At 66.2% G+C, this 21,951-nt stretch carries 18 protein-coding genes and 2 pseudogenes; 17 read left to right on the top strand and 3 right to left on the bottom strand.

Annotated elements, in window-relative coordinates; translation table 11 throughout:
- Nucleotides 1-526: 526 nt before the first annotated feature.
- Both octT and ACV7NQ_RS07680 read left to right on the top strand, forming a co-directional pair.
- Nucleotides 527-1,243, top strand: a complete 717-nt coding sequence (gene octT, locus ACV7NQ_RS07685) for a diglucosylglycerate octanoyltransferase (protein WP_463365577.1) — start codon at nt 527-529, stop codon at nt 1,241-1,243.
- Complete coding sequence (locus ACV7NQ_RS07680) at nt 1,244-2,086, top strand: DegV family protein (RefSeq protein WP_463358979.1); 843 nt, start codon at nt 1,244-1,246, stop codon at nt 2,084-2,086.
- A 50-nt stretch (nt 2,087-2,136) separates the two neighbouring features.
- Here ACV7NQ_RS07680 and thrS read toward each other — a convergent pair whose 3' ends face one another.
- Nucleotides 2,137-3,372, bottom strand: coding sequence for a threonine--tRNA ligase (gene thrS / locus ACV7NQ_RS07675; protein WP_463365576.1), 1,236 nt, complete (start codon nt 3,370-3,372; stop codon nt 2,137-2,139).
- A 291-nt stretch (nt 3,373-3,663) separates the two neighbouring features.
- Between thrS and lexA the strand changes: the two genes are divergently transcribed.
- The 6 genes and pseudogenes from lexA to holA all read left to right on the top strand — a co-directional run bounded on the left by lexA (nt 3,664) and on the right by holA (nt 11,095).
- A complete protein-coding gene (gene lexA, locus ACV7NQ_RS07670; protein WP_463358978.1) occupies nt 3,664-4,326 on the top strand; it encodes a transcriptional repressor LexA in 663 nt (220 codons plus the stop codon).
- 255 nt (nt 4,327-4,581) lie between these two features.
- Nucleotides 4,582-5,073: an FBP domain-containing protein gene (locus ACV7NQ_RS07665; RefSeq protein WP_463358977.1), complete on the top strand. Its 492-nt coding sequence runs from the start codon at nt 4,582-4,584 to the stop codon at nt 5,071-5,073.
- A 341-nt stretch (nt 5,074-5,414) separates the two neighbouring features.
- Nucleotides 5,415-5,525: pseudogene (locus ACV7NQ_RS07660) on the top strand (glyceraldehyde 3-phosphate dehydrogenase NAD-binding domain-containing protein); the annotation flags it as partial.
- Nucleotides 5,526-6,198: 673 nt separating this feature from the next.
- A complete protein-coding gene (locus ACV7NQ_RS07655) occupies nt 6,199-7,122 on the top strand; it encodes a helix-hairpin-helix domain-containing protein (RefSeq protein WP_463358976.1) in 924 nt (307 codons plus the stop codon).
- Nucleotides 7,123-7,315: 193 nt separating this feature from the next.
- A complete protein-coding gene (locus ACV7NQ_RS07650; RefSeq protein WP_463358975.1) occupies nt 7,316-10,057 on the top strand; it encodes a ComEC/Rec2 family competence protein in 2,742 nt (913 codons plus the stop codon).
- Between the two features lie 66 nt (nt 10,058-10,123).
- Nucleotides 10,124-11,095, top strand: a complete 972-nt coding sequence (gene holA, locus ACV7NQ_RS07645; RefSeq protein WP_463358974.1) for a DNA polymerase III subunit delta — start codon at nt 10,124-10,126, stop codon at nt 11,093-11,095.
- Nucleotides 11,096-11,576: 481 nt separating this feature from the next.
- Here holA and ACV7NQ_RS07640 read toward each other — a convergent pair whose 3' ends face one another.
- Nucleotides 11,577-11,945: a hypothetical protein gene (locus tag ACV7NQ_RS07640; protein WP_463358973.1), complete on the bottom strand. Its 369-nt coding sequence runs from the start codon at nt 11,943-11,945 to the stop codon at nt 11,577-11,579.
- Nucleotides 11,946-12,021: 76 nt separating this feature from the next.
- Here ACV7NQ_RS07640 and ACV7NQ_RS07635 point away from each other — a divergent pair.
- Together ACV7NQ_RS07635 and ACV7NQ_RS07630 are read left to right on the top strand one after the other, a co-directional pair.
- Nucleotides 12,022-12,300, top strand: a pseudogene (locus tag ACV7NQ_RS07635) (hotdog family protein); the annotation flags it as partial.
- A 46-nt stretch (nt 12,301-12,346) separates the two neighbouring features.
- Nucleotides 12,347-12,979 (top strand): TetR/AcrR family transcriptional regulator, encoded by a 633-nt coding sequence (locus tag ACV7NQ_RS07630; RefSeq protein ID WP_463358972.1) that lies wholly within the window; start codon nt 12,347-12,349, stop codon nt 12,977-12,979.
- Here ACV7NQ_RS07630 and ACV7NQ_RS07625 read toward each other — a convergent pair.
- Nucleotides 12,948-13,667 carry a hypothetical protein gene (locus ACV7NQ_RS07625; protein WP_463358971.1) on the bottom strand — a complete coding sequence of 240 codons (720 nt, stop codon included), beginning with the start codon at nt 13,665-13,667 and terminating at the stop codon, nt 12,948-12,950. The genes ACV7NQ_RS07630 and ACV7NQ_RS07625 overlap by 32 nt on opposite strands.
- Nucleotides 13,668-13,858: 191 nt before the next feature.
- Here ACV7NQ_RS07625 and ACV7NQ_RS07620 point away from each other — a divergent pair, with 191 nt between their 5' ends.
- The 7 genes from ACV7NQ_RS07620 to ACV7NQ_RS07590 all read left to right on the top strand — a co-directional run bounded on the left by ACV7NQ_RS07620 (nt 13,859) and on the right by ACV7NQ_RS07590 (nt 21,951).
- Nucleotides 13,859-14,755: a hypothetical protein gene (locus tag ACV7NQ_RS07620; RefSeq protein ID WP_463358970.1), complete on the top strand. Its 897-nt coding sequence runs from the start codon at nt 13,859-13,861 to the stop codon at nt 14,753-14,755.
- Nucleotides 14,756-14,777: 22 nt separating this feature from the next.
- Complete coding sequence (locus tag ACV7NQ_RS07615; protein WP_463358969.1) at nt 14,778-16,490, top strand: phytoene desaturase family protein; 1,713 nt, start codon at nt 14,778-14,780, stop codon at nt 16,488-16,490.
- A 607-nt stretch (nt 16,491-17,097) separates the two neighbouring features.
- On the top strand, nt 17,098-17,997 hold the full coding sequence (locus ACV7NQ_RS07610) for an MlaE family ABC transporter permease (RefSeq protein ID WP_463358968.1): 900 nt from the start codon (nt 17,098-17,100) through the stop codon (nt 17,995-17,997).
- A 20-nt stretch (nt 17,998-18,017) separates the two neighbouring features.
- Complete coding sequence (locus ACV7NQ_RS07605) at nt 18,018-18,848, top strand: MlaE family ABC transporter permease (protein ID WP_463365575.1); 831 nt, start codon at nt 18,018-18,020, stop codon at nt 18,846-18,848.
- Between the two features lie 3 nt (nt 18,849-18,851).
- Nucleotides 18,852-19,943 carry an MlaD family protein gene (locus ACV7NQ_RS07600; RefSeq protein ID WP_463358967.1) on the top strand — a complete coding sequence of 364 codons (1,092 nt, stop codon included), beginning with the start codon at nt 18,852-18,854 and terminating at the stop codon, nt 19,941-19,943.
- Entirely contained in the window at nt 19,940-20,956 is a 1,017-nt protein-coding gene (locus ACV7NQ_RS07595; protein WP_463358966.1) for an MlaD family protein, read from the top strand. Before ACV7NQ_RS07600 ends, ACV7NQ_RS07595 begins: the two co-directional genes overlap by 4 nt.
- On the top strand, nt 20,953-21,951 hold the full coding sequence (locus ACV7NQ_RS07590) for an MlaD family protein (protein WP_463358965.1): 999 nt from the start codon (nt 20,953-20,955) through the stop codon (nt 21,949-21,951). Before ACV7NQ_RS07595 ends, ACV7NQ_RS07590 begins: the two co-directional genes overlap by 4 nt.

The following is a 21,951-nucleotide window of genomic DNA, read 5'->3' as shown; positions in this document are numbered from 1 at the left end:
CGCAGCGGGATCTACGTCCGGCGTCGCCGACGCGTCCGAGTCCGCGGGTGATGCCCCGGCGACGCCCGGTCGTGCCGGAGAGCCTCCAGGAGGCGCTGAGTCGGTAGCCGCGGCTGCCGAGTCCGAGTCCGCCACAGCGGGATCTACGTCCGCCGTTGCCGAATCAGTAGCTGATTCCGCCACGTCTGCGGCTGAGGCGGCGGAATCCGCTCCCCAGGCCGAGTCGGCCAAGTCGAGTGGCGCGCGTGCTGAGCCGGTGGCTCCAGCGGCGGAGCCGGGTAACGGTGCCGAGTCGGTAGCCGCCGCAGCCGAATCCGCGGTGAGCGGTATCGAGTCGGTTGCTCCGCCGGTCGAATCCGATTCCGGCGCAGCGGAACCCATGCCTGCAGTTGCCGAGGCTGTGGATAGTGCTGCTGCGCTTTCCGGTGATGTCGAGAAGACTTCGGGCGGTCCCCAATCCGTTGCACCGGAGGTTGACGCCGAGTCTGTGGCTGTCGCAGCCGCCGAGTCGAACTCCGCTGGGGAGCTGAATGCCTCGGGGCGGCAGGTGCTGCTGGTGATCGCGGACTCTCTGTCCTACTTCGGGCCGAAGGGTGGGCTGCCTGCCGATCATCCGCAGATCTGGCCGAACCTGGTTGGGGCCGAACTCGATTGGGATGTCGAGTTGGTCGGGCGGATCGGCTGGACCTGCCGCGACGCGTACTGGGCGCTGATCGGTGATCCTCGGGTGTGGGCCGCGGTGCCGCGCGCGGGTGCGGTGGTGTTCGCGGTCGGCGGGATGGACACGCTGCCCTCGCCGCTGCCGACCGCGCTGCGCGAGCTGATCCGTTACGTGCGGCCGCCCACCATCCGCAGGGGGGTGCGCGCCACCTACAACTGGCTGCAACCCAAGCTGTCGAAGCTCGGACGCCCAGTGGCGCTGCCGCCGAAGGTGAGCGTGGACTACCTGGAACAGTCGCGGGAAGCGTTGGCGCAGCTGCGTCCCGATCTGCCGGTCGTCGCCGTACTGCCGTCTGTGCACAACTGCGACGCCTACGGCCGCGTGCATTCCGGCCGCGAGCGCGCGGTCAAGGCGCTGCGCAAGTGGTCTGACCAGACCTCGGTGCCGCTGGTCGATCTCGGCGATGCCGTGCGCGAGAACATCTTCTCCGGCGAGGCCAACCCCGATGGCATCCACTGGGGCTGGGACGGGCACACCGCGGTGGCCAACGCGATGGTGAAGACCTTGCAGGAGGTTCGGTAGTTGGCCGTTGTGGTCGTCACCGATTCCTCCGCCAGCCTCCCTACCGAGCTCGTCGCCCAGCTGGAGATCGCCGTCGTGCCCCTGCACGTCCTGGTCGGGGATCGCACGATCCGCGAAGGCGTCGACCCTATCGATTTCGACTATGCCTCGGACATGGTGACCACCTCGGCAGCCTCGCCCGGCGAGCTGCGCGCGGTGTACGAGCAGGCCCTCGAACACAGTGGCGGCGACGGTGTTGTCGCCGTGCACATTTCGCGTCAACTGTCCGGTACCTGGGAGGCGGGCAGGCAGGCGGTCCGCGATATGGACGCCGCCGACCGGGTCCGCCTGGTCGACTCCCTCGGCGCGGGTCTGGCCACCGGGCTGCCCGTGCTGGCGGCCGCGCGCCGGGCGCGCGATGCTGCCGCGCTGGGGGTTGTCTATGACACCGCCGTTGCGGCATCGAGCCGCTCCCGCTCGTTCATCCTGGTGAATCGCACCGAGCAACTGCGTCGCGGCGGGCGATTGTCCAGTGCCGCGGCATTCTTCGGTACCGAGCTGGTCACCAAACCCCTGTTGCAGATCGTCGAGGGCCGCCTCGAACTCCGCGAAAAAGTCCGCACTCGCTCCAAGGCGTACACCAAACTCGTCGCGGCAGCGGTCGATGCGGCAGGCGAAGACGGCGCCGCGGTAGCCGTCCAACACCTGGGCGCCGAGGAGGCTGCCAACACCCTCGCCACCCAACTCCGCGACCGTATCCCTCGCATCCGCGAACTAATCATCGCCGAATTCGGCCCAGCCCTGGGCGTCCACCTCGGCCACGGCGCGGTAGGCGTCCTCGTCGTCCCCGGCGGCTGCGCCTGAGCTTCGCCGAGTGGCACATGCACTCCGTCATATCCCGCTCGGCGGCGCGTTCAGCTGGGCCAGAGGGTTGGGGTGTGCGCATCGACGAGGGTGGTGAGCTGGGTGAGGAAGTCGGCGATGGGTTGCGGGTCGAGGCGGCGGCCGTCACGGAGGCGGACCGCCACCTGGTCGTTGACGGCTTCCTTGGGACCGATGACGGCCTGGTAGGGGGCCAAGCGGGCGCGGCGGATGCGGGCGCCGAGGCTGCCGAGGTCGGGGTCCGCGATGTCGACGCGGAAGCCGAGGTCGAGGCAGCGCTCGGAAAGGGCTGCGGCGTACGGCATTTCGGCTGCGGAGACCGGGAGGATGGCGACCTGGGTGGGGGCAAGCCAGGCGGGGAAGGCGCCGCCGTGTTCTTCGATGAGGTGGGCGACAGCGCGTTCGACGCTGCCGATAATGCTGCGGTGCACCATGACCGGGCGATGTTTCGCGCCGTCGGCGCCGATGTAGTGCAGACCGAACTGCTCGGGCTGGTGGAAGTCGACCTGGACGGTGGACAGGGTGAACTCACGGCCCGCACTGTCGGTGAACTGGATATCGATCTTGGGTCCGTAGAACGCTGCCTCACCCTCCACCGCCGCATAGGGCAGGCCGGAACGGTCGAGGGCGGCGGTCAGCTCGGCGATGGATCGCCACCATTTCTCCGGCGCGGCAACGTCTTTCCCGCCGGGGCCGGGTAGCGAGAGTCGGTAGCGGGTCGGTTCGATACCGAGCGCCGCGTGTGCGCGGCGGATCATCGCCAGTGCGGCGCCGACCTCGTCGGCGACCTGGTCCTCGGTGCAGAAGATGTGCGCGTCGTTGAGCTGGATGGCCCGCACGCGGGTGAGCCCGCCGAGCACACCGGACAGTTCGGATCGATACATGCCGCCTAATTCGGCTATCCGTAACGGCAATTCCCGGTAGCTGTGCGAGCGGGAACGGTAGATCAGCGCGTGATGGGGACACAGACTCGGCCGCAGCACCACCTGCTCGCCGCCCAGCTCCATCGGCGGGAACATGTCGTCGCTGTAGTGCGACCAGTGCCCGGAGATCTCATACAACTCCCGCTTGCCCAGCACCGGCGAATACACATGCCGGTACCCGGCCCGCCGCTCGGCGGTGCGGATGTACTCCTCCAGGGTGTGCCGCACGGTGGCGCCATCCGGCAGCCAATACGGCAATCCCGCGCCCATCAACGGGTCGGTATCGAACAACTCCAGCTCACGGCCGAGTTTGCGATGGTCGTGCACAACGGTCTCCTCGCGGATAGCGGGCGAGTGACCACAAGACGAAGCCCCGGGGCACTCGCCCCGGGGCTTCGGATCAAGACATCAATCAGCGCGCCGGGACATTCTCCGGCGTCGTCGTCACAGCAGCGCGCTTCATGATTGCCACGGTAGCAGGGCAGTCACGCCACGTGCACGTCCATTTCGGGAGGAGGATCCACACCTCGAGACGGCACCAACGGCGTCGCTCAGACACCCGGCACACGATTATGCGGAAGCAACTCCGAAACCCGCAGGTGTGAACCAGTCGGCTGCGACCTTTACCATTCCCCGGTGACCGCCTACGACCATCTGGATGCGTTCGAGCACCTCGACACCTCGACGCTGCCGCAGCGCCAGCAGCAGATCCTCGCCGTGATCCGGGACTGCGTGGTCAGGCACGGGTATCCGCCGAACACTCGGGAGATCGGTGACGCCGTCGGCCTGCGCTCTTCGTCGTCGGTGTCCAAGCATCTGAAGAGTCTGGAGGACAAGGGTTTCCTGCGTCGTAGCGAGACTATGTCGCGTCCGATCGATGTGCGCATGTTCCTGGCGGCGGCCGCGCCGCGGGAATCGGTCGACGACTCCGTGGCGGTACCGGTGGTCGGCGATATCGCGGCGGGCAGCCCGATCCTCGCCGAGGAGCACACCGACGACATGCTGACACTCTCACGCCAGCTCGTCGGGCGCGGAACGGTCTTCGGGCTGCGGGTGCGCGGCGACTCGATGATCGACGCCGCGATCTGCGACGGTGACATTGTGGTGATCCGCCAACAGCACGAGGCACATTCGGGCGAGATCGTTGCCGCGATGATCGACGGCGAGGCCACCGTCAAGGTGTACCGCCGCCGCAACGGGCACGTCTACCTTGAACCGCGCAACCCCGCCTACGACGTCATCGATGGTGACGAGGCAGTCGTGCTCGGCAAGGTCGTCTCGGTGATACGCACGGTCTGACTTCGGGGTCGCTACAGCGGATATCGCGGCTCTTCGTGGGCGCCACATCAACGACGGCGTTAAGCGGCCACCGTCCGTCCGACACGGCCCGGTGTTCGTGTCAGCGGTGGTGGGCATCGTTGTGTCCATGCCAGCCTCGCATGGTGATCGCCACACTTCGACATGGCGGCTCTGAAATTCCGTTGTTCAACTTCAGCACCGGCGGTAACGTCACTTCGGTTTGTCAACCAATCAACCGAAGGAGTCGATGCCATCATGAAAGTCGTCACCGAACGCGACATCAGGTCGTCGTTCATCAACTGTTCCAAGACCACCGCCAAGAAGCTGCCCGTGCCTCGCGATCTGGACGAGCGGCCGTGGGACGATCTGGACTTCCTCGGCTGGGGCGACGCGTCGTTGCCCGGACGCGGCTATCTGGTTGTTGCGCGGGACGATCGTCTCATCGGTGTCGCGCTGCGCTACGAAACCGGCGGACCCGGCCGGGCGCAGATGTGCGCGATCTGCATGACCACGCACACCGGCAGCGGTGTCTCCCTGATGACCGCACACAAGGCAGGCGAATCCGGACGCCGAGGCAACTCGATCGGTACCTACATGTGCACCGATCTTGCCTGCTCGCTCTACGCGCGCGGCAAGCGAACGCCGGCACTGGGCAACAGGTACCGCGAAGACCTCATTACCGTCGAAACGAAGGTCGAGCGGGTCCGGGACAATATGAACGCCTTCATCGCAAGGCTTTACACCTGACCGTCACGCAACAGTGACCCACTGGGCAGCTAACCCGCTGCTCGACCAGAACGGAGGTAGATGCCATGTGCCGATACTCGAGGACCCACCACCGACGCACCCCGAGTTCAGCGACACCGCAACAGAACTCGGGGTGCACGGGATCCCTCTCCGGTTGAGACGGCCCGGACACCGGCCGGACCATCCCATCCGGAGAGGAACTCCCACCGATTTTGCGCACCTCCGGTCGCGTAGCTCTGGGTGCCAGGCCGCGACCTGGCGGAGTCGACCTTCGGTGACCTCGCGGAACTCGATATCGGCCGCTTCCCGGGCGAGGTCAGCGCCGAGCCCAGCGCGATCCGGTCGGGGACTCGACCGTCCTGGTCCTGGCCGAACGCGACCCGGCCGACCTGCCGTGGGGCGATCTGGGTGTCGATGTGGTCATAGAATCCACCGGCATTTTCACCGACGCCGCCACACCCGCGCGAACTGCTCGGGCCCAGGTCGGCGACAGCGTTTTCCACAAGGCCACAGTTATCAACAGGCCGACTGAATCGCCTGCTCGGACTCGGTTTCGCCGCCTCGAACGGCACTACCGTCGGCGCCATGTCACGACACGACGAGCGCGAGCGGATCCGGCAGCGACTCAGCGCGCTGACGGCCAGAGTCGGCGCGAGCAGAACGGCGGGCGCCGGCGTTCTGGATGCGGGTGGCCCGGGAGGTGGGGATGCGGCGGGCCGACGGGGTGCTCCGCGATCGTTCGGCGCTGGGCACCTGCCGAGTGTGGGGCGACCGGGGCGGGCCCCACACCCCGGCAATCTCGGGTTGTCTTGGCGCGCAGGGACATCGGGAAGCCCTCACGGGACGCGCAGCACCGGGCGGTCCGGCAGCGGTGAGTTCTCGGCGAACTCCGAACGGTCGGGGGATGTCGGGTTGTCGGGCGGTGGGCGATCGGAGGAGAGCGACCGTTCGGGGGAGCGTGCGCGTCCGGGGAAAGACGGTTCGTCGGGGAGCGACCAGCGAACGGACAATGTCCGGTTGGCCGGGAGTGTAGGGGTATCGGAGAGTTCTGGCGGGTCGCGGAGTGCCGGATGGTCTGGAGCCGTCGGGTTTTCGGGGAGAGTTGAGCGTTCGGGAAACGTCGGGGTGGCGGGTGGTGGGCGATGGGATGACGAGCAGTTGCCGCCGGAGGGGGTGGAATCGGACGGCGCGGATGGGGCGTCCGACGGTGCGGGTGAGTGGGAGGACGGGGTTGGTGAGGTGCGCTCGCCGGGGTGGTTGGATGCGCCGGGGCGGGGATCGGCCTGGCGCGATCGGCTTGTGCCGGAACGGTTTCGGGGCACGCGATTCGATCCGGGGTGGCGGGGCGTGGTGACGCTGACGTTGGTGGGGTTGGTGGCGGTGGTCGTGGCGACGGTGGTGGTGTTGCGGGAACGGCCGGTCACCCAGGTGGTTCCGCCATTGCCGGTGGTGCGAACGACCACGGTTGCGTCGACAGCGGTCCGCCCATCGAACGACCGAATGTCCAGTGCGGCAGCATCACCCGGTGCCACACCGGTACCCGCAGCCGGTGCGGAAGGTGCCGCTGTCAACGAATTGGTCGTCAGCGTCGTCGGTTTGGTGCCGCACGGCGGACTGTTGCGGCTACCCACCGGATCTCGTGTCGCCGACGCCATCACGGCCGCGGGCGGCCCGAAGGAGGGCTCCGACCTGACCGGGCTCAACCTGGCTCAGCGCCTCCAGGACGGCGACCAGGTGGTGGTCGGCGCCACCGGACCGAACGCCGGCCCGCCACAACTCGGCAGCACCACGATCAGCACGGCCGGTCGCACCTCCAGCGCTTCGACGCCCCGTTCGGGTTCCGCCCCGACCCCCTCCACCCGTATCGATCTCAACACCGCCACCGAGTCCGACCTCGACGCACTCCCCAGCGTCGGCCCCGTCACCGCCCGCGCAATCATCACCTGGCGCACCATAAACGGCCGCTTCACCGACATCGAACAACTCGGCGAAATCGACGGCATCGGCCCCGCCCGCCTCGCCCGCCTGCGCGATCTGGTGAAGGTATGAGGTCATGCGGTGGGGGAGAAGCGGTTGGGGCGAGCCCGATCGGGGATTCGCGGCCACGTACAGGTGGTGAGTCCGGGGTGCGCAGCAAGCTGGGGGTTGATGGCCGGCGAGGGGTCGGCGGCGAGCGGCGGTCGGGCGGCGTCGATGACATTGGCGGTTCTCGCCTCGGGCGCCTGTGTGACCGGATGACGGTATGAGCGGATCCGACGGGGTATCGGATGGGTGGGGTGATGTCGATCGGCGGTCTGCCGACGAGGATTCGGCATCGGGCCGGGAGCCGCAGGTGCTTGACGCGCGGCTGTTGCCTGCGGCGTTGTGTTGCTGGGGCGCAACGATTATGGCGCTGACCGCGGGGTGGGTGGCCGGGTTGGTGTTGGCGGTGGCGCTGGTGGTGTTGGCGATCGGGTTGTGGGTGTTGTTATTGCGGGAGCTGGCGCATCGCAGCGAACGGTGGCGGGTCGTGGCAGTGGTCGCGCTCGCCGCGATGCTGCTCGGTGCGGGGTTCGCGGTGGCGGGGGCTTGGCGGGAGCATCGAGCGGCGACGCATCCGTTGCGGAACACCGCTGGAGTGTCGGTGTGGGTGGTGGTCACGCCGACCGATGATCCGAAACCGATGCGAGCCGATGCGTTCGGCGGCGAGCCGCGGTGGACGGTGCGGGCGAACCTGCGTGAGTACCGGCAAGGCGAGCTGACCGTGCGAACCAATGGCGCGGTGGTGATCATGGCGTCGGGCGAGGGTTGGGCGGACCTGCTGCCCGGACAGCCGGTGCGGTTCCGAGCCCGGTCGGAACAGCCGTGGCACCGCGATCTCACGATCGCGACGCTGCGGGCGCTGGGGCCTCCGGTCGTTGTCGGCACGCCGCCATGGTGGCAGCGGGCGGCGGGGGCGGTGCGTGCCGACCTAGCCGCGGCGGTGTCTCGCGCGCTATCCGAGGATCCGGCCGGGCTGTTGCCCGCGCTGGTAGTCGGCGACACCTCCGCGCTGCCCGATGACGTGCGCGAAGAGTTCGAAATCGCTGGGCTGGAACACCTTTGCGTGGTCAGCGGTGCCAATTTCACGATCTTGCTGGCCGTGGTGCTCTTCGCGGTGCGGATGCTCACGCTCGGCACGCGTACCGGAGCCGCCGTCGCGGCGGCCGCGCTACTCATGTTCATTGTCATCGCGCGACCGGACCCGAGCGTGCTCCGGGCCGGCGCGATGGGCGCGATCACGTTACTGGCCTTGATAACCGGCCGTCGGAAGCAAGCCTTGCCCGCGCTGTGTGCGGCAATCATCGGATTGCTTGCGGTCTGCCCCGAATTGGCGGTGCGCGCCGGCTTCGGACTGTCGGTACTGGCGACAGCCGGGCTGATTCTGCTGGCACCGAGCTGGGCGGACTGGCTGCGGGCGCGGGGCTGGTGGCGAATCGCGGCCGAGATCGTCGCGGTGTCGGCCGCCGCATTCGTGGTGACGACTCCACTCATGGTCGCGCTGACCGGTCGGCTCAGCCTGGTCGCGATTATCGCGAATGTCCTTGTCGAACCGGTCATTGCACCGGTCACGGTGATCGGCGCGATCGGCACGGCGCTGTCCGGTATCTGCCCGCCGCTGGCCGAATTGGTGCTGCGCTGCGCCGCACCGCCGCTGTGGTGGTTGCTGTTCGTCGCCGAACACGCGGCGGCCGTGCCTGGCGCGGAAGTCGAGGTCCCGGGCGGCACCACCGGTGGAGCAATCGCCTGCGTGATCGTCGCCGCGGGCATATGGGCGCTGCGCTCCGCCGTGGTGCGCCGCCTTGCCGCCGCGGTCGCGCTCGGTATCGCTATGGTGCTGGTTCCGGTCCGGATCTGGCATCCGGGCTGGCCACCGGCCGGATGGGTGCTTGCAGTCTGCGATGTCGGTCAGGGCGACGGCCTCGCCCTCTCGATCGGTGACGGCGCGGCGGTCGTCATCGACGTCGGCCCCGATCGACGCCCGATCCGCGCCTGCCTGGATCGGTTGCGTATCAAGCGAATTGCGCTACTGGTCCTCACCCACCCCCACGCCGACCACATCGGCGGCCTCACCGGCGCCCTCCAAGGACGCTCGGTCGCGGCACTGGCTGTCGGCCCCGACGAACTTCCCGCCGCACCAGGCCTGCGCCGCGTCGACATCAATGCCCTCGACGACCGCACCACCAATTCGGGATCTACGGCAAATTCGTGCATCCCGGCGGCCGATAGCCGCGGGCCGACTGCCACTACGTGTGACCAGGCGACGAATTTCCCTGGGCCGGTATTGATCACGCACCCAACCACATCGGACGTAACCGGTCCGACCGGGACCGTATACGGACCTCCCCCGGATGGGTCCGCGCCGTCGGGCAACGCGCACGCACTGGAGGCTGACCCGCACGGCAAAAGGGGAGACCAGGCCGCACCGGCCAGCGGTCCGGCGCAAGTAGCCGCTGTCGCCGCACGAGCTGAAATTCCTGTCCTCGAGCTATCGGCCGGATATGTAATGCGTTTCGGCACTCTCGAATTGGAGGTCCTCGCACCCGCCACAGGCGGGCGACGCCCCGCAGGCAGCGCGTTCGCCGACGAGGCCAACGACCGGTCGATCGTCCTCGCCGCCACCACTCCCGCGGGCCGAATCCTGCTGACCGGCGACATCGAGGCCCCAGCCCAACATCGCCTCATGACCTCCGGCGCCCCGATCCAAGCGGACATCATGAAGGTCCCACACCACGGATCACGCACCACCACATCGGAATTCATCGCCGCCGTCCACCCCAGACTCGCGCTGGTGAGCGTCGGCGCGCACAACACCTTCGGACACCCGAACCCAGGTCTGCTTTCGGAGTTTGCAGCCCTCAGCGTCAGCGCGGTCCGCACCGACCAACGCGGCGACGTACTCGTCGTCGGCGAGGCCGAGCAGCTGCGAGTCATGACATTACGAACGGCCAAATCCAGACAGTAGGAATCTGGAACCAGCTATCCGCGGAAGCTCTGCGTAGCGGGATGAAACGTACGTAGGATGCCAGGCGTGAGCGAGCGGATTGCGTCTGTGCACCTGGTGCTCGGGGAAGAAGAGCTGCTGATCGAGCGTGCGGTGGCGGGGATCGCCGCGCAGGTTCGGGCTGCGGCGCCGGATGGGGATTCGGTGCCGGTCGATCGGTTGCGGGCGGGGGATGCCAGTACGGCCGAACTGGCCGAGTTGTTGAGTCCGTCGCTGTTCGCCGAGGAGCGATTGATCGTGCTGGAGTCGGCGGCCGAGGCAGGGAAGGACGCGGTCGCGGTGATCACCGAGGCTGCCGTTGATCCGCCAGAAGGCGCGGTGCTGGTGGTACTGCATTCCGGGGGCGGCCGGGCCAAGGCGTTGGCGCCCGCGCTGCAGAAGGCCGGGGCCGAGGTGCACAACTGCGCCAAGTTGACCAAGGTCGCCGAGCGGGTCGAGTTCGTGCGCGGCGAATTCCGGGCCGCGGGCGTACGGGTGTCGAGCGAAGTCGTGCAGGTGATGCTGGAGGCGGTCGGCTCGGAGCTGCGTGAGCTCGCCGCGGCATGTTCGCAGCTGGCGGCCGACACCGGCGGCAAGATCGATGTCGCGGCCGTGCGCCGCTATTACTCCGGCAAGGCGGAGGTCTCCGGCTTCGATGTCGCCGAGCTGGCGGTGGCGGGCGACCGTCCCGGCGCGATGGAGGCGCTGCGCTGGGCCAACGACCGCGGCGTCCCACACGTCCTGCTCGCCGACGCGCTAGCCGATTCCGTACACACCATCGCCCGAGTCGGCTCCGCGGGCCGCGGCGACCCGTTCAAACTGGCCCAACAACTCGGCATGCCGCCATGGAAGGTGAAGAAGGCCCAAGCCCAAGCCCGCGGCTGGAGCTCAGCCACCATCGGCACCGCCCTCCAGGTCGTCGCAACCCTGAACGCCGACGTCAAAGGCGGCGCGGCCGATGCCACCTACGCCCTGGAACACGCCCTCACCCAAATCCTCGATCTATACGCGGCCGGATAGTGGCCGCGACGGAAACCCAGTCCAGCAACCCGGTCATCCGTCGTGCATGGAGCGAGTGCGTGAACCCAGTGATGTTGGCTGAGGCCACGACTGGGCGTCTGTCCCGCCATTTGGGCTCCGCTGCGCGCTGATCTGGTGCGTGAACGCGCATGCAGGCTGACTGAATCCCGACCGGGCGGCCAGCGAGTAACTGGTGCCCGGCCGTCGTCGAGCGCCGCCATCCCTCTCTGCCAGACTCGTGTAGGCCGGGTGACCGGTCGGTTTTGTAGAGTTGTGTAGGGCGAGATCAGGGACATCGAGTAAGTGACGTTGAGTGCGGCTGATCTGCCCATCGAGGATGGTGTGCTGGCAGCAGTGGAGAAGGGCCGGGGCCGATCGGCCGAAGCGGCGGCGGTTCACCCCGGAGTACAAGCTGGCGATCGTGGCCGAGTACGACCGGTTGACCGAGCCTGGTGCCCGCGGTGCGCTGTTGCGGGTCCTGTCACGGGATGGCGCCCTCGGCGCGCCGCGGTTTGCTCGCCGGGTGGAGCAGGCCGACGGCCAGGACGCCGAGTTGGGTGGTGAGGGCGTCCTCGAACGCGAGGGTTCCGTCGGTGGTTCCGATGGCGGCGTGGGTGAGCTCGTGCAACAGCGTTCCGCAGTAGTCGACAGGATCGCTCAGACGGTCGCGGCGGATCACGATGCGCTTTTCGGCCGGTTCGTAGATTTCGACGATCTCGTATCCGGATGCGTTGAGCCGCATCGTTTCCGAGACGAGGATGTCCCGCACCACGGTGCGGGCAAGGTTGACACCGGCAGCTCTGATGAGTGGTTCCGTGAGGGCGAAGACTCGCGCTTCGGCCGCGGTCAAGCGTGCCGGGTCGACGAAGGTAAACGAGAAGCTGTCGTTCCAGGCGTCGCGGTAGCCGTCGAGGTCGACCAGGGGCCGGCTGGTCTACGGCGGGCATACGATCGGGCTCGCACTGTCGCAGGCATCGCGCGCGTTTCCGGCCCTGGCCACCGTGCTCGGCTGGCAGGGGTGTGACCATCTCGGCCCCGTACACGAGGGGGACACACTGCGCAGCCTGGTCACGGTCGGCGAGGTGACACCGCATCGCCACGGCACCCACCTGGTGCGCCTGCGGTCGGAGGTTTTCGCCGGTGGTCCGGCGCTGGACCGGGAACGTCCGGTGCTGGACTGGCGATACGTCGCGCTCTTCGCCTGACCGCGGCGTCGATTCGTCCGCCCTTCCGGCAGGTACTGTCACTGGTATGTCAGAGGCCACCGTCGGAAGCCCCCGGGGCCGTGGGCGCCCCGCTGGAGCGGACGGCTCGGACACCCGCCGCCGCATTCTGCACGCGGCCCGCGAGGTGTTCACGGAGGTCGGCTATCAGAGCGCGACGTTCCAGGAGATCGCCGTGCGCGCCGACGTCACCCGCCCGGCGGTGAACCACTACTTCCGCGACAAGGCCACGCTGTATGCGGCGCTGTTCGATTCGACGCAGGAAGATGTGGTGGCCGCCGGTCTGGAGCGGGCGAATCAGCAGTCGACCGTGGCCGGCCGCCTTTCCACCTTCCTCGCGGAGGCGGTGCAGGCCGATTCCGAGGACCGGTCCTACGCCAGGTTCATCTCCTCGTCGTTGCTCGACTCGTTCCGGCATCCGGAGTTCCGGGATCGGGCGCAGGGGCAACTCGACGAGGTACGCCGGTTCGTCGCCGACACGCTGCAGGCAGCTGTCGACGACGGTGAACTGGCCAAGGACACCGACATCACCGCGATGACCGAGATGCTCGTCGCGGTGATGTGGGGGATGGGGCTCTATGCGGGTTTCGTCGGCACCCACGAGGATCTGGAATCGGTTGTCGCGCAGTTCACTCGACTGCTACAGGGTGACGGCTGGTGACCTCGCCGTACTGCCGGTCGGTGGTTGTGAACAACAGATAGGCGAGTACGAGGAACCAGGCGCCGAACACCACAGCGGCCATCCAGTAGGCGAGCAGTCCGTTCCAGGCGAGCAGTCCGTGCTTGAAGAAGACCGCGAAACCGCCTGCGACGAACAGGATCGCAGTCCACAGGTTGTAGTAGCCCGCCCACCGCGGCCACAGCGGGGTAGCGCCGCGGTCGGCGAATACCGCGAATCCGATCGCCAGGGCCATGAAACTCGCTCCGGGCCAATTCATTACGAAGGGCAACCAGCCCAGGTCGTTGAGCGCCTGGGTGAGTTCCGGTGAGCGCTCGGGACGGTACGACGCAGCGGTGAACATGAAGACCGGCAACAGAATGGCCACCACCGACAGCGCCGTGGCCATCAGCATGACGTAGGCGAGCAGGGGAGCGGACCGCCCCTCGATCTGCTTGATACGCACCGCGAGCAACGCACCGAACGGTAGCTGCAGCGCCGCCCCGCTGAGCATCAGCACCAGACCTGCCCGTTTCAGCACGGTGTGCGTGCTCCAGAAGTCCGTCACCTGTTGCGCGGACCAGCTCGGTGAAGTCGGGGGGATCAGCCCGGTCATGATCATGCCGCCCAACAGTGCGAGCACGAACAAGGGGCCGCAGGCGGCACAGCATCTCTGCAGGGCGGGAGTCATCGTCAACCTCGCGAATCAGGTGGTGGCTTTGAATTCAGATTAGAAGATCAAGTTATTGACGTCAACGTCAATTAGTGCCTAGCATCACCAATGAGCGGGTACGTGACCCGAGTCACCCACGCCAGCTCATGCAGATCGCTTCCTGTTTGCTCGGCGACTTCTGCGCCGACGGAAGATTGAGAGGTCTACCCATGCCCCCGATGATTTTGCCCAGTCCGCCGGACTTCGGCGCCGGCGCGTTCGCCGGCTGGTTTTTCACGCTCTACGCAGGTCTCGCCGTGGTGGTCATTGCCTCGGCCTGGGCGCTGTGGGTGGGCTTCAAGCGGCGCAACTGGCTGCCGGCGATGCTCGTCTTCAGTGGTTTCCTGTGCTCGCTGCTCGAGCCGCTGCTCGATTTGCTGGGCCACCTGCGGTGGGCAAATGACCTGCCCTACTACGTCTTCAAGAACTTCGGGATCGACGTTCCGCTGCTGATTCCGTTCTGCTATGCCGCGTTCCTCGGGCTGGAGCCGTACTTCATCTACCTCATCCTGAAGAAGGGTGTGACGGTCAAGCAGCTGTTCATGGTCTACCTGGTGGCGGGCCTGACCGATGCGATCATGGAGACGCCCGGACTGCTGATGCACGTCTACGAGTACTACGGCGTGCAGCCCTACACCTTCCTGAAGTTCCCCTACTGGTGGGCCTTCATCAACGGCGCTTCGTTCATGACCATCGGCTTCTTCATCTGGTTCCTCGAGCCGCACCTGAAGGGCATCAACCGGGCGTGGTTCCTGCTCGTCGCGCCGGTGGGCATGATGGTGGCCTACTTCAGCGTCGGCTGGGTCCACATCCTGGCCCTCAATTCGACTCTTCCCACCGCCCTCAAATGGGGTGCGACGACGCTGATGATGGCCGGTTACCTCTTCTACATCCGCGGTATGGGCTACTTCGTCGCCGTGCGGGAACAGCAGGTGGACTGGACATTCCGCCGACTGTTGTTCTTCCGGTTCATGCTGCCCAACCAGCGGGAGCGACTGCTTGCGAATGTGCCTGCAACGCAGACAGTTTCCGATGCCGATACCCGATCTCCGCAGCGTGCGGTCTGATTCGGCGAGTGGGAGGATTGCCGTGAACAATTCCATCATCACCCCCGATACCGCCGATGTGGTCGTGGTCGGCTCCGGGCACAACGGTCTGGTCGCGGCGGCCTATCTGGCACAGGCCGGGCTGGACGTGCTGATCGTCGAGGCACATGCGACACCGGGCGGTATGACCTCGACCAATCCGATGGCCCCGGAGGCGCCGGACTACTTGATCAACGAGGCGTCGATCCAGGCATCGCTGTTCCGCACCACGACCATCGATGCCGATCTCGGACTGTCGAGCCGATTCGGATTGCGGCAGACCGTCATCGACCCGGCGCATTATCAATTGGCGGCCGACGGCTCATCGCTGGCGCTGTGGCGTGACCCGCGGCGCACCGCCGACGAACTGGCCCGGTTCTCCCGTAAGGACGCGGAGGCGCTCATCGATCTGTACCGGGTGATCGATGCCGCCGTCGAGATCGGACTGCCGCTCATGCAGACCAGTCCGACCCGCCCGGAGATTCGCAAGGTCTTGCAGGCGGCCAAGGCGGTGGCGAAGAACCGCCGCGAACTGACCGCGATCGGCCGCTGGATGGCGTCCTCACAGGTGGAGGCGATCGAGGAAAGCTTTGAACACGATATGATCCGGGCGCCGCTGCTGATCGCCTTGCCGTTCATGCCATTCGACGCCGACCTGAGCGGCTGGTCACTGATCTACCTGGGCGTGCTGAGCCGCTACGGGGTGTCGATGTTCCACGGCGGGACCGGCGCCCTGCCGAAGGCGTTGCTGCAGAGCATCGAATCCAACGGCGGCCGCCTGCGGACGAATGCTCCGGTCGACCAGCTGATCGTCCGCCGCGGCCGGGTGGCCGGTGTGCACCTGGCCAGCGGTGAGGAGATCTACGCTCGCCGAGGCGTTCTCACCGCCTGCAGTCCGAAAACGACACTCACCCGGTTGCTGCCTTCGGGGGTGCTCCCGCAGAAACTGCAAGTGGCGGCGGACAACATCCCCGCCAAGAAGCGGGGTATTACCGACTACAAGCTGAATGTCGCGCTGAGCGGTCGCATCCGGATGCCACGGCACGAGAAGTGGCGCGGCGACGGCCTGGACCTGCGGGTGGCGTGCAACTCCTACCACACCTACGAGCAGACCCTGGCCGCCGCCAAAGCTTGTGTGCGTGGTGACGTGCCCGAACATGTGCCTGGATTGGCCCAGATCACCACGGCTTTCGACCCGTCGATGGCACCACCCGGCTGCGATACGTTCTGGTTCTGGAGCGGGCTGACGCCGGGCATTCCGCGAACCTCGTGGGACGAGGCGAAAAAGGAGATCACCGAGAGTGTGATCCGCGATGCCCACCTCTACTACGAGGGTGTCGAGAGCCTGGAGATCGCCAGACGCGATCTGGCACAACCGGATATCGAGGACCGGTTCTGGGCGATCGACGGCAGCGTCTACCACGTCGACCCGGTGATCACGCGCTTCGGTCCCCGTAAACCCGCCCCGGGCTTCGCCGGCTACCGCACGCCGGTGCCCGGCCTGTTCCTCACTGGGTCCGGCACTCATCCGGTCGCGGGGATCAGCGGGATGCCCGGCCAGAACGCGGCCAAGGCGATGCTCGCGTACTTCCGTGCGGAGGACAACGGCAAGCGGTTGCATGCGTTGCGGGCCGGCCGGGACCGCGACGACGCCATCGCGGCCCGGCTGGAGGCGGTCGAGGCATCGGCCACAGCACAGCAATCAAAGGCGTTGTGAAACAGGAAGTTCCGACAGCACCACCGCGGCCCCGCCGAATTATCGGCGGGGCCGCGGTCCTGTCTGTTATGTCCAGATAGATTTTCGATGATAAGCATACATTTAAATCAGACGTCATGTCCGCACAAGATATGTTTACAAACCTCTTGTGCGTAAGCCGACTTATGCTATGCTGAATCGCAGTGATCCCCGCCACATCTACCGGGATCTATGGGCGCAGGACGCATGCCAACCCTAGTCGACTCGGGTGGACTGCCCATCGCGCACTAATAGTATGAACAGCAAGGAGTTTCGTTAGGTTCTCTAAATTTAATACATAATAAAAAAGTTCGACGCGGACCGGTTGACTATGCAATTCGTCGCCGCCGACGGCGGTACCGGCATTTCTTGCTCTGGTTCCGCCCATTCGAAATCAGAATCCCACTCGGGGCAGCCGAAAGGCCATTGCCTAGGTCGCCGACTGCTGTCCGTAATCGCCTGTCGCGACCGAACTCTAATACCTGTGCGGAGCAGGAGTAATCATGGAAAACGATATCGCTGAATCCAAGTCGTCGCTGTTACCCGCCGACCAGTGGAGCTTTGTTCATAAGGGCAGGGGCGAGTTGCGATGACTACCACGATCGAACCCGCGGTCACGCGGCCCCAGGTCCGTCCCGACGAGATGCCGGGCCACGCACCGGAGACCAAGGGCCCCAGCCTGGCGACGCGTGTCGTGAACTATCTGAAGGCCACCCCGATCCGTTCCCTGGCCACGTTGGGCCGCTCGGTACACCTGACTGCCGCCGTGGTGCGCTACTCTCTCGTCGATATCGTGAAGCTGCGGCTGCCGGTCGAGGAAGTCGCGCATCAGATGTGGTTGCTGCTCAAGGTGACTGCGCTGCCGGCGCTACTGATGGCGGTGCCGATCGGGGCTGAGGTTTCGGTTCAGGTCGGCGGCATCATGAACCAGGTCGGTGCCAACTCGCTCGCGGGTGCGGCCAGCGGGCTCGGTGTGGTGGGCCAGGGTGCGCCGATGGCTGCCGGGCTGTTGATGAGTGGGGCTGCCGCCTCGTCGATCGCGTCGGATCTCGGCGCCCGGTCCATCCGCGAAGAGATCGACGCCATGCGTGTCATGGGTGTGGATCCGGTGGAGCGGCTGGTGATGCCGCGGTTCATCGCGATGATCGCCATCGCTCCCGTGCTGTGCATCGTCATCGTCGCGGCCGGTGTGTTCGCCGGCCTGGCGATCTCGGCCAATGTCAATCATGTTGTGCCGGGTAGCTTCTGGCAGTCGTTCGGGGCGTTCGCGACGCCGACCGATCTGGCGTTCTCGGTGTTGAAAGCGCTGGTGTTCGCCGCGATCGTGGTGCTGATCGCGAGCCTGCGCGGGCTGGAGGCCAAGGGCGGCCCCAAGGGCGTCGCCGACGCCGTCAACGCCTCGGTGGTCCTCAGCGTCTTCTGCATCTTCATGACGAACCTGCTGATCAGCCAGCTGCAAATGATGTTCTTCCCGGCGAGATTGGCATGAGCATGACTACTCCATCAATTATGTTGCAGCCCATACGTGCTGCTGGTCGCGGGCTGTCCGGCGTCGCCGGTGAGCTCGGGCAGGTGGCGGTGTTTACCGCCAAGACGATCTACCTGTTGCCCAAGACGGTCCGGCACTATCGCAGGCAGACCGTGAAGACTATGAACGAAATGGCCTGGGGGAGTGGATCACTCATCGTCGACGGCGGTGTGGTGAGCCTGATGTTCTTCCTCGGCGTCGCCGTCGGCGCGGTGGTCGCCATCGAGGCGTTCATGGCACTGAATCTCCTCGGCTTCGGCCCACTGACCGGAATCATCGGATCGTTCGGCAATATTCGCGTGATCGCGCCGATTATCACCGGTATCGGCTTCGCCGCGCAGGCGGGCTGCCGGATGACCGCCGAGATCGGCGCGATGCGGATCTCCGAGGAGATCGATGCCACCGAGTCTATGGGGCTGCAGGCGATTCCGTTCGTCGTCGGCACCCGGCTGGTAGGCGGAATGCTGGTGGTGCTGCCCGGATTCCTGATGGCTTTGGTGGTCAGCTTCTTCACCGGCGGCATCATCGTGAAGGTGTTCCATCGGCAGCCCTCGGGGACCTACGATCACTATTTCAGCCAGTTTCTGACGCTGCCGGATCTCGGGGCCTCGATACTCAAGGCGCTGATCTTCTGCGCCGTCGTCACCGTGATCCATTGTTACTACGGCTATTTCGCCAGCGGCGGCCCGGCCGGGGTCGGCGCCGCGTCCGGACGGGCGATCCGCGCCAGCCTGGTGGCGATCGTCGTCCTCAATTTCGCTATGACAGTGGCCATCTGGGGCTTGAGCCCGCTGCTGGTCTTCAAGGGGTAGGCGATGAGCAAGACACGAAATCAGGACTTCCTGCGGGGTACGGACAGTCGGCAGACGCTGGTCGTGAACGGTGCGGCCGTCGTGGTGATCGCATTGGTCGCCGTGGTGGTGGTCGCGGTGGTGTGGGTCTATCCCCGCGTCCATCCCACCCGCGACATCAATCTGAGCGTCGATGTGCCCTACGTGGCTCCCGGCGTCGCCTCGGGCACGAAGCTGATCCTGCGCGGCGCCGAGGTCGGCGAGGTTTCGGGACTGGCGAAGACCAGCGGCGGCGCCGTGCGGATGAGTCTGTCACTGAAGCCGGATAAGGCACACGGTCTCACCGACGCCTTCGACGTCGACTTCCGCCCGCAGAACTACTTCGGCGTCACCGCAATCAATCTCGTCGGGCGGCCCGGCGGCGGGCAGTTGAGCTCCGGTGAGGTGCTCGAGCGCATGCCGACCGGCGACTACACGATGTCGACAATGTTGGAGAAGGGCTCGCTTGCCGTCGACGGCACCCTGACCGATTCGATGATCGCCACCCTGGACAAGATCATCCGCTACGTCGACGGCCTGACCCCGATGATCCAGACCGGTGTGGTGTTCGCCGACCAGGCGGCACGGACCCAGCAGGCCGTCCCGAGCGAGCTGCTCGCCTATATGAACAACATCCTCGCGGTGATGCCGGCCTTCAGCGGCCAGGCCATCGACACGGTCTACAACCTGTTCGACACCAAGTTCAATCACCACGGCCCGAACGGTTCGTTCGGTATAAGCGACCCCCAGTTCGACGAGACCGACGAGGGCCTGTTCATGACAGCCAACAACCTTTTCGGGGCAGCGGGGCGGCTGCTGGCCTCTCACGGCACCGAGCTGACACCTGTGACCGGAATCGTGCAGGCGGTGTCCGACGGCCTGCCGGGCCTGCTGGGCGGCGGTGCGGCGCCAGCAAAGCTGCGGGACCTGATCGCGCGCTACGACAAGGCATTCAGCGGTTCCGGTGACAACAAGACCCTCAACATGCGGATCGTCCTGGACGACCTGCCGGGCCTGGCCGCACCGCTGGCGGCCGGGATGCTTCCGCCGTCGGCATCCGGGGAGGCTCCGCGATGAAACGCCGTATCGAATTCGTTTCCACACTGGTCAAATTGGGCGTTGCCGCGGTGGTCGCGGTGCTGCTGTACGTGATCGTGGTGAACGCGATCACCAACCCGATCCAGGGCCACAAGGCAGCCTACACAGCGGATTTCACCGATGTGTCGGGTCTGCATGTGGACGGTGATGTGCGCACTCGCGGGGTGCAGATCGGCAAGGTGACATCGATCGATCTCGTCCGCCGCGGCGGGCAGACCATTGCCGAGGTCGGCTTCACCCTCACCGACCCGTACAAGCTGACCGAAAGCACCGTGCTCGCAGTCAAATACCAGAACCTGACCGGTATCCGGTACGTCGATCTCACGGCGCCGGACCCGCCCGGTAAACCGGCCACGCACCTGACGACGCAGATGACGCGGCCGTCGTTCGATATCACCCAGTTGTTCAACGGACTGCAACCGGTACTGACCACCATGAGCACCGACGAGATCAACGCGTTCACCAACAATGCCATCGCGCTGCTACAGGGCGACGGCAGCGGACTGGCGCCGATGCTCGACAGCGTCCAGAAACTAGGGGATCTGGCGCGCGACCGCCAGCAGGTGATCGGCACGCTGGTGACCAACCTGTCGCGGATCGCGGACACCATGGGCGGCAAGTCCCCGGCGGTCATGGACTTCCTGCAGTCGGCGAATATCCCGGTCGGCAAGGCGATGACGGTGCTCGACCAGTTCCCGAAGACCGCATTCTATGGCCCGCAGTTCACCCAGCCCCTGAACCGGCTGATCGAGCGGATGGGGCTGAGCAGGGATCTCGACATCGATCAGCTACTGGCCCAGGCATTTTCGTCACTGCCGGCCGCAGCGGACGCGGTGCGGATGCTGCCGGTCACTTTCGCCGGACTACAGGTGCCGCAGCTGTCGGCCCAGCAGTCCGGTGCTCTGGCGTGCAGCAACGGTGTGGCCCAGTTGCCCACCGACGTCAAAGTTCTCCTGAACGGCAGCGAGGTCGTGATTTGCAACGCGAAATGAGAAATCGAAAAGCCGAGTCGCTGCTGCGCCGGATCGGGCACAGCGACGTGATGCTCGGCGTGGTCGTCGTGGTCGTCGCGGTGGCCGTGCTGGCCGCGGCCGGGTTGCTCTACCTGCATCCCATGGGGCGCACGACGATTGCGTTCGAAACGACCGATGCGGCCTCGCTCAACATCGGGCAGGACGTCCGGGTGGCCGGGATCAGCCTCGGCAAGGTCACTAAGATCTCCATCCGGCAGGCGACCGTGCGGGCCGAGGCGGAGATCGCCGACAACACTTTCGTCGGCGCCGACTCCCGGATCGACGTGCGGATGCTGACCCCGGTCGGCGGCTACGCGGTCACCCTGATCCCGCTCGGGGACAAACCGCTCGGTACCGCGGTGATCCCGGCCGACCACGTCACCGTGCCGTACTCCATCTCGGATGTGCTGCAGGCGGCTCCGCATATGACCGACAAGGTCAACGGCGGCGTGATCAACGCCAACATCGATCAGGTTGCCGCCGCACTGCAGCACAATGCGCCGTCGGTGGGCTCGCTGATCTCCGGGATGAACAGCATCGCAACGGTTTTGGACCAGCAGCGCGATCAGGTCCGGCATGTCATGGATCTGGCCTCGGAGTATCTGCAGACCTTCAACGGCAGCCGGGATTTCGTATTCGAACTGATCCGCCAGCTCGACATCGTGATATCCACCTACGACGACGTGCATGTCGGATTCAACGACGCCTACCAGCGTCTCGGCGATGTGCTGGCCCGTTTGGTACCAGAGGAACGGTTCTACCTCAACCACAAGGACCAGGTGAAGGCCGCGGTCGATCAACTGCGCACCACGATGAGCAGTTTCCAGACCACCGTCGGACCGGCGATCGACAAGCTGCAGGCATTGCGCGGGCAGCTGGCGGGCTGGCTGACTCCGCAGGGGCTGGCGACCATTTCGGGCGGAACAATATCGGCCACGGGGATCTGCGTCCCCCTGCAAGGGCGGACCTGCTGA

Source organism: Nocardia sp. Tas62D01, assembly GCF_055232035.1.
The sequence above is the reverse complement of the archived record's forward strand: the minus strand, read 5'-3'. Positions and strand labels throughout refer to the sequence as shown.

Excerpts from the sequence above, each read along its gene's own strand:
- ACV7NQ_RS07605 (WP_463365575.1), top strand. The coding sequence starts at position 18,018 with ATGTTGCAGCCCATACGTGCTGCTGGTCGCGGGCTGTCCGGCGTCGCC.
- ACV7NQ_RS07590 (WP_463358965.1), top strand. The coding sequence starts at position 20,953 with ATGAGAAATCGAAAAGCCGAGTCGCTGCTGCGCCGGATCGGGCACAGC.
- ACV7NQ_RS07650 (WP_463358975.1), top strand. The coding sequence starts at position 7,316 with ATGAGCGGATCCGACGGGGTATCGGATGGGTGGGGTGATGTCGATCGG.
- ACV7NQ_RS07665 (WP_463358977.1), top strand. The coding sequence starts at position 4,582 with ATGAAAGTCGTCACCGAACGCGACATCAGGTCGTCGTTCATCAACTGT.
- ACV7NQ_RS07595 (WP_463358966.1), top strand. The coding sequence starts at position 19,940 with ATGAAACGCCGTATCGAATTCGTTTCCACACTGGTCAAATTGGGCGTT.
- ACV7NQ_RS07625 (WP_463358971.1), bottom strand. The coding sequence starts at position 13,667 with ATGACTCCCGCCCTGCAGAGATGCTGTGCCGCCTGCGGCCCCTTGTTC.
- ACV7NQ_RS07630 (WP_463358972.1), top strand. The coding sequence starts at position 12,347 with ATGTCAGAGGCCACCGTCGGAAGCCCCCGGGGCCGTGGGCGCCCCGCT.
- ACV7NQ_RS07610 (WP_463358968.1), top strand. The coding sequence starts at position 17,098 with ATGACTACCACGATCGAACCCGCGGTCACGCGGCCCCAGGTCCGTCCC.
- ACV7NQ_RS07600 (WP_463358967.1), top strand. The coding sequence starts at position 18,852 with ATGAGCAAGACACGAAATCAGGACTTCCTGCGGGGTACGGACAGTCGG.
- ACV7NQ_RS07620 (WP_463358970.1), top strand. The coding sequence starts at position 13,859 with ATGCCCCCGATGATTTTGCCCAGTCCGCCGGACTTCGGCGCCGGCGCG.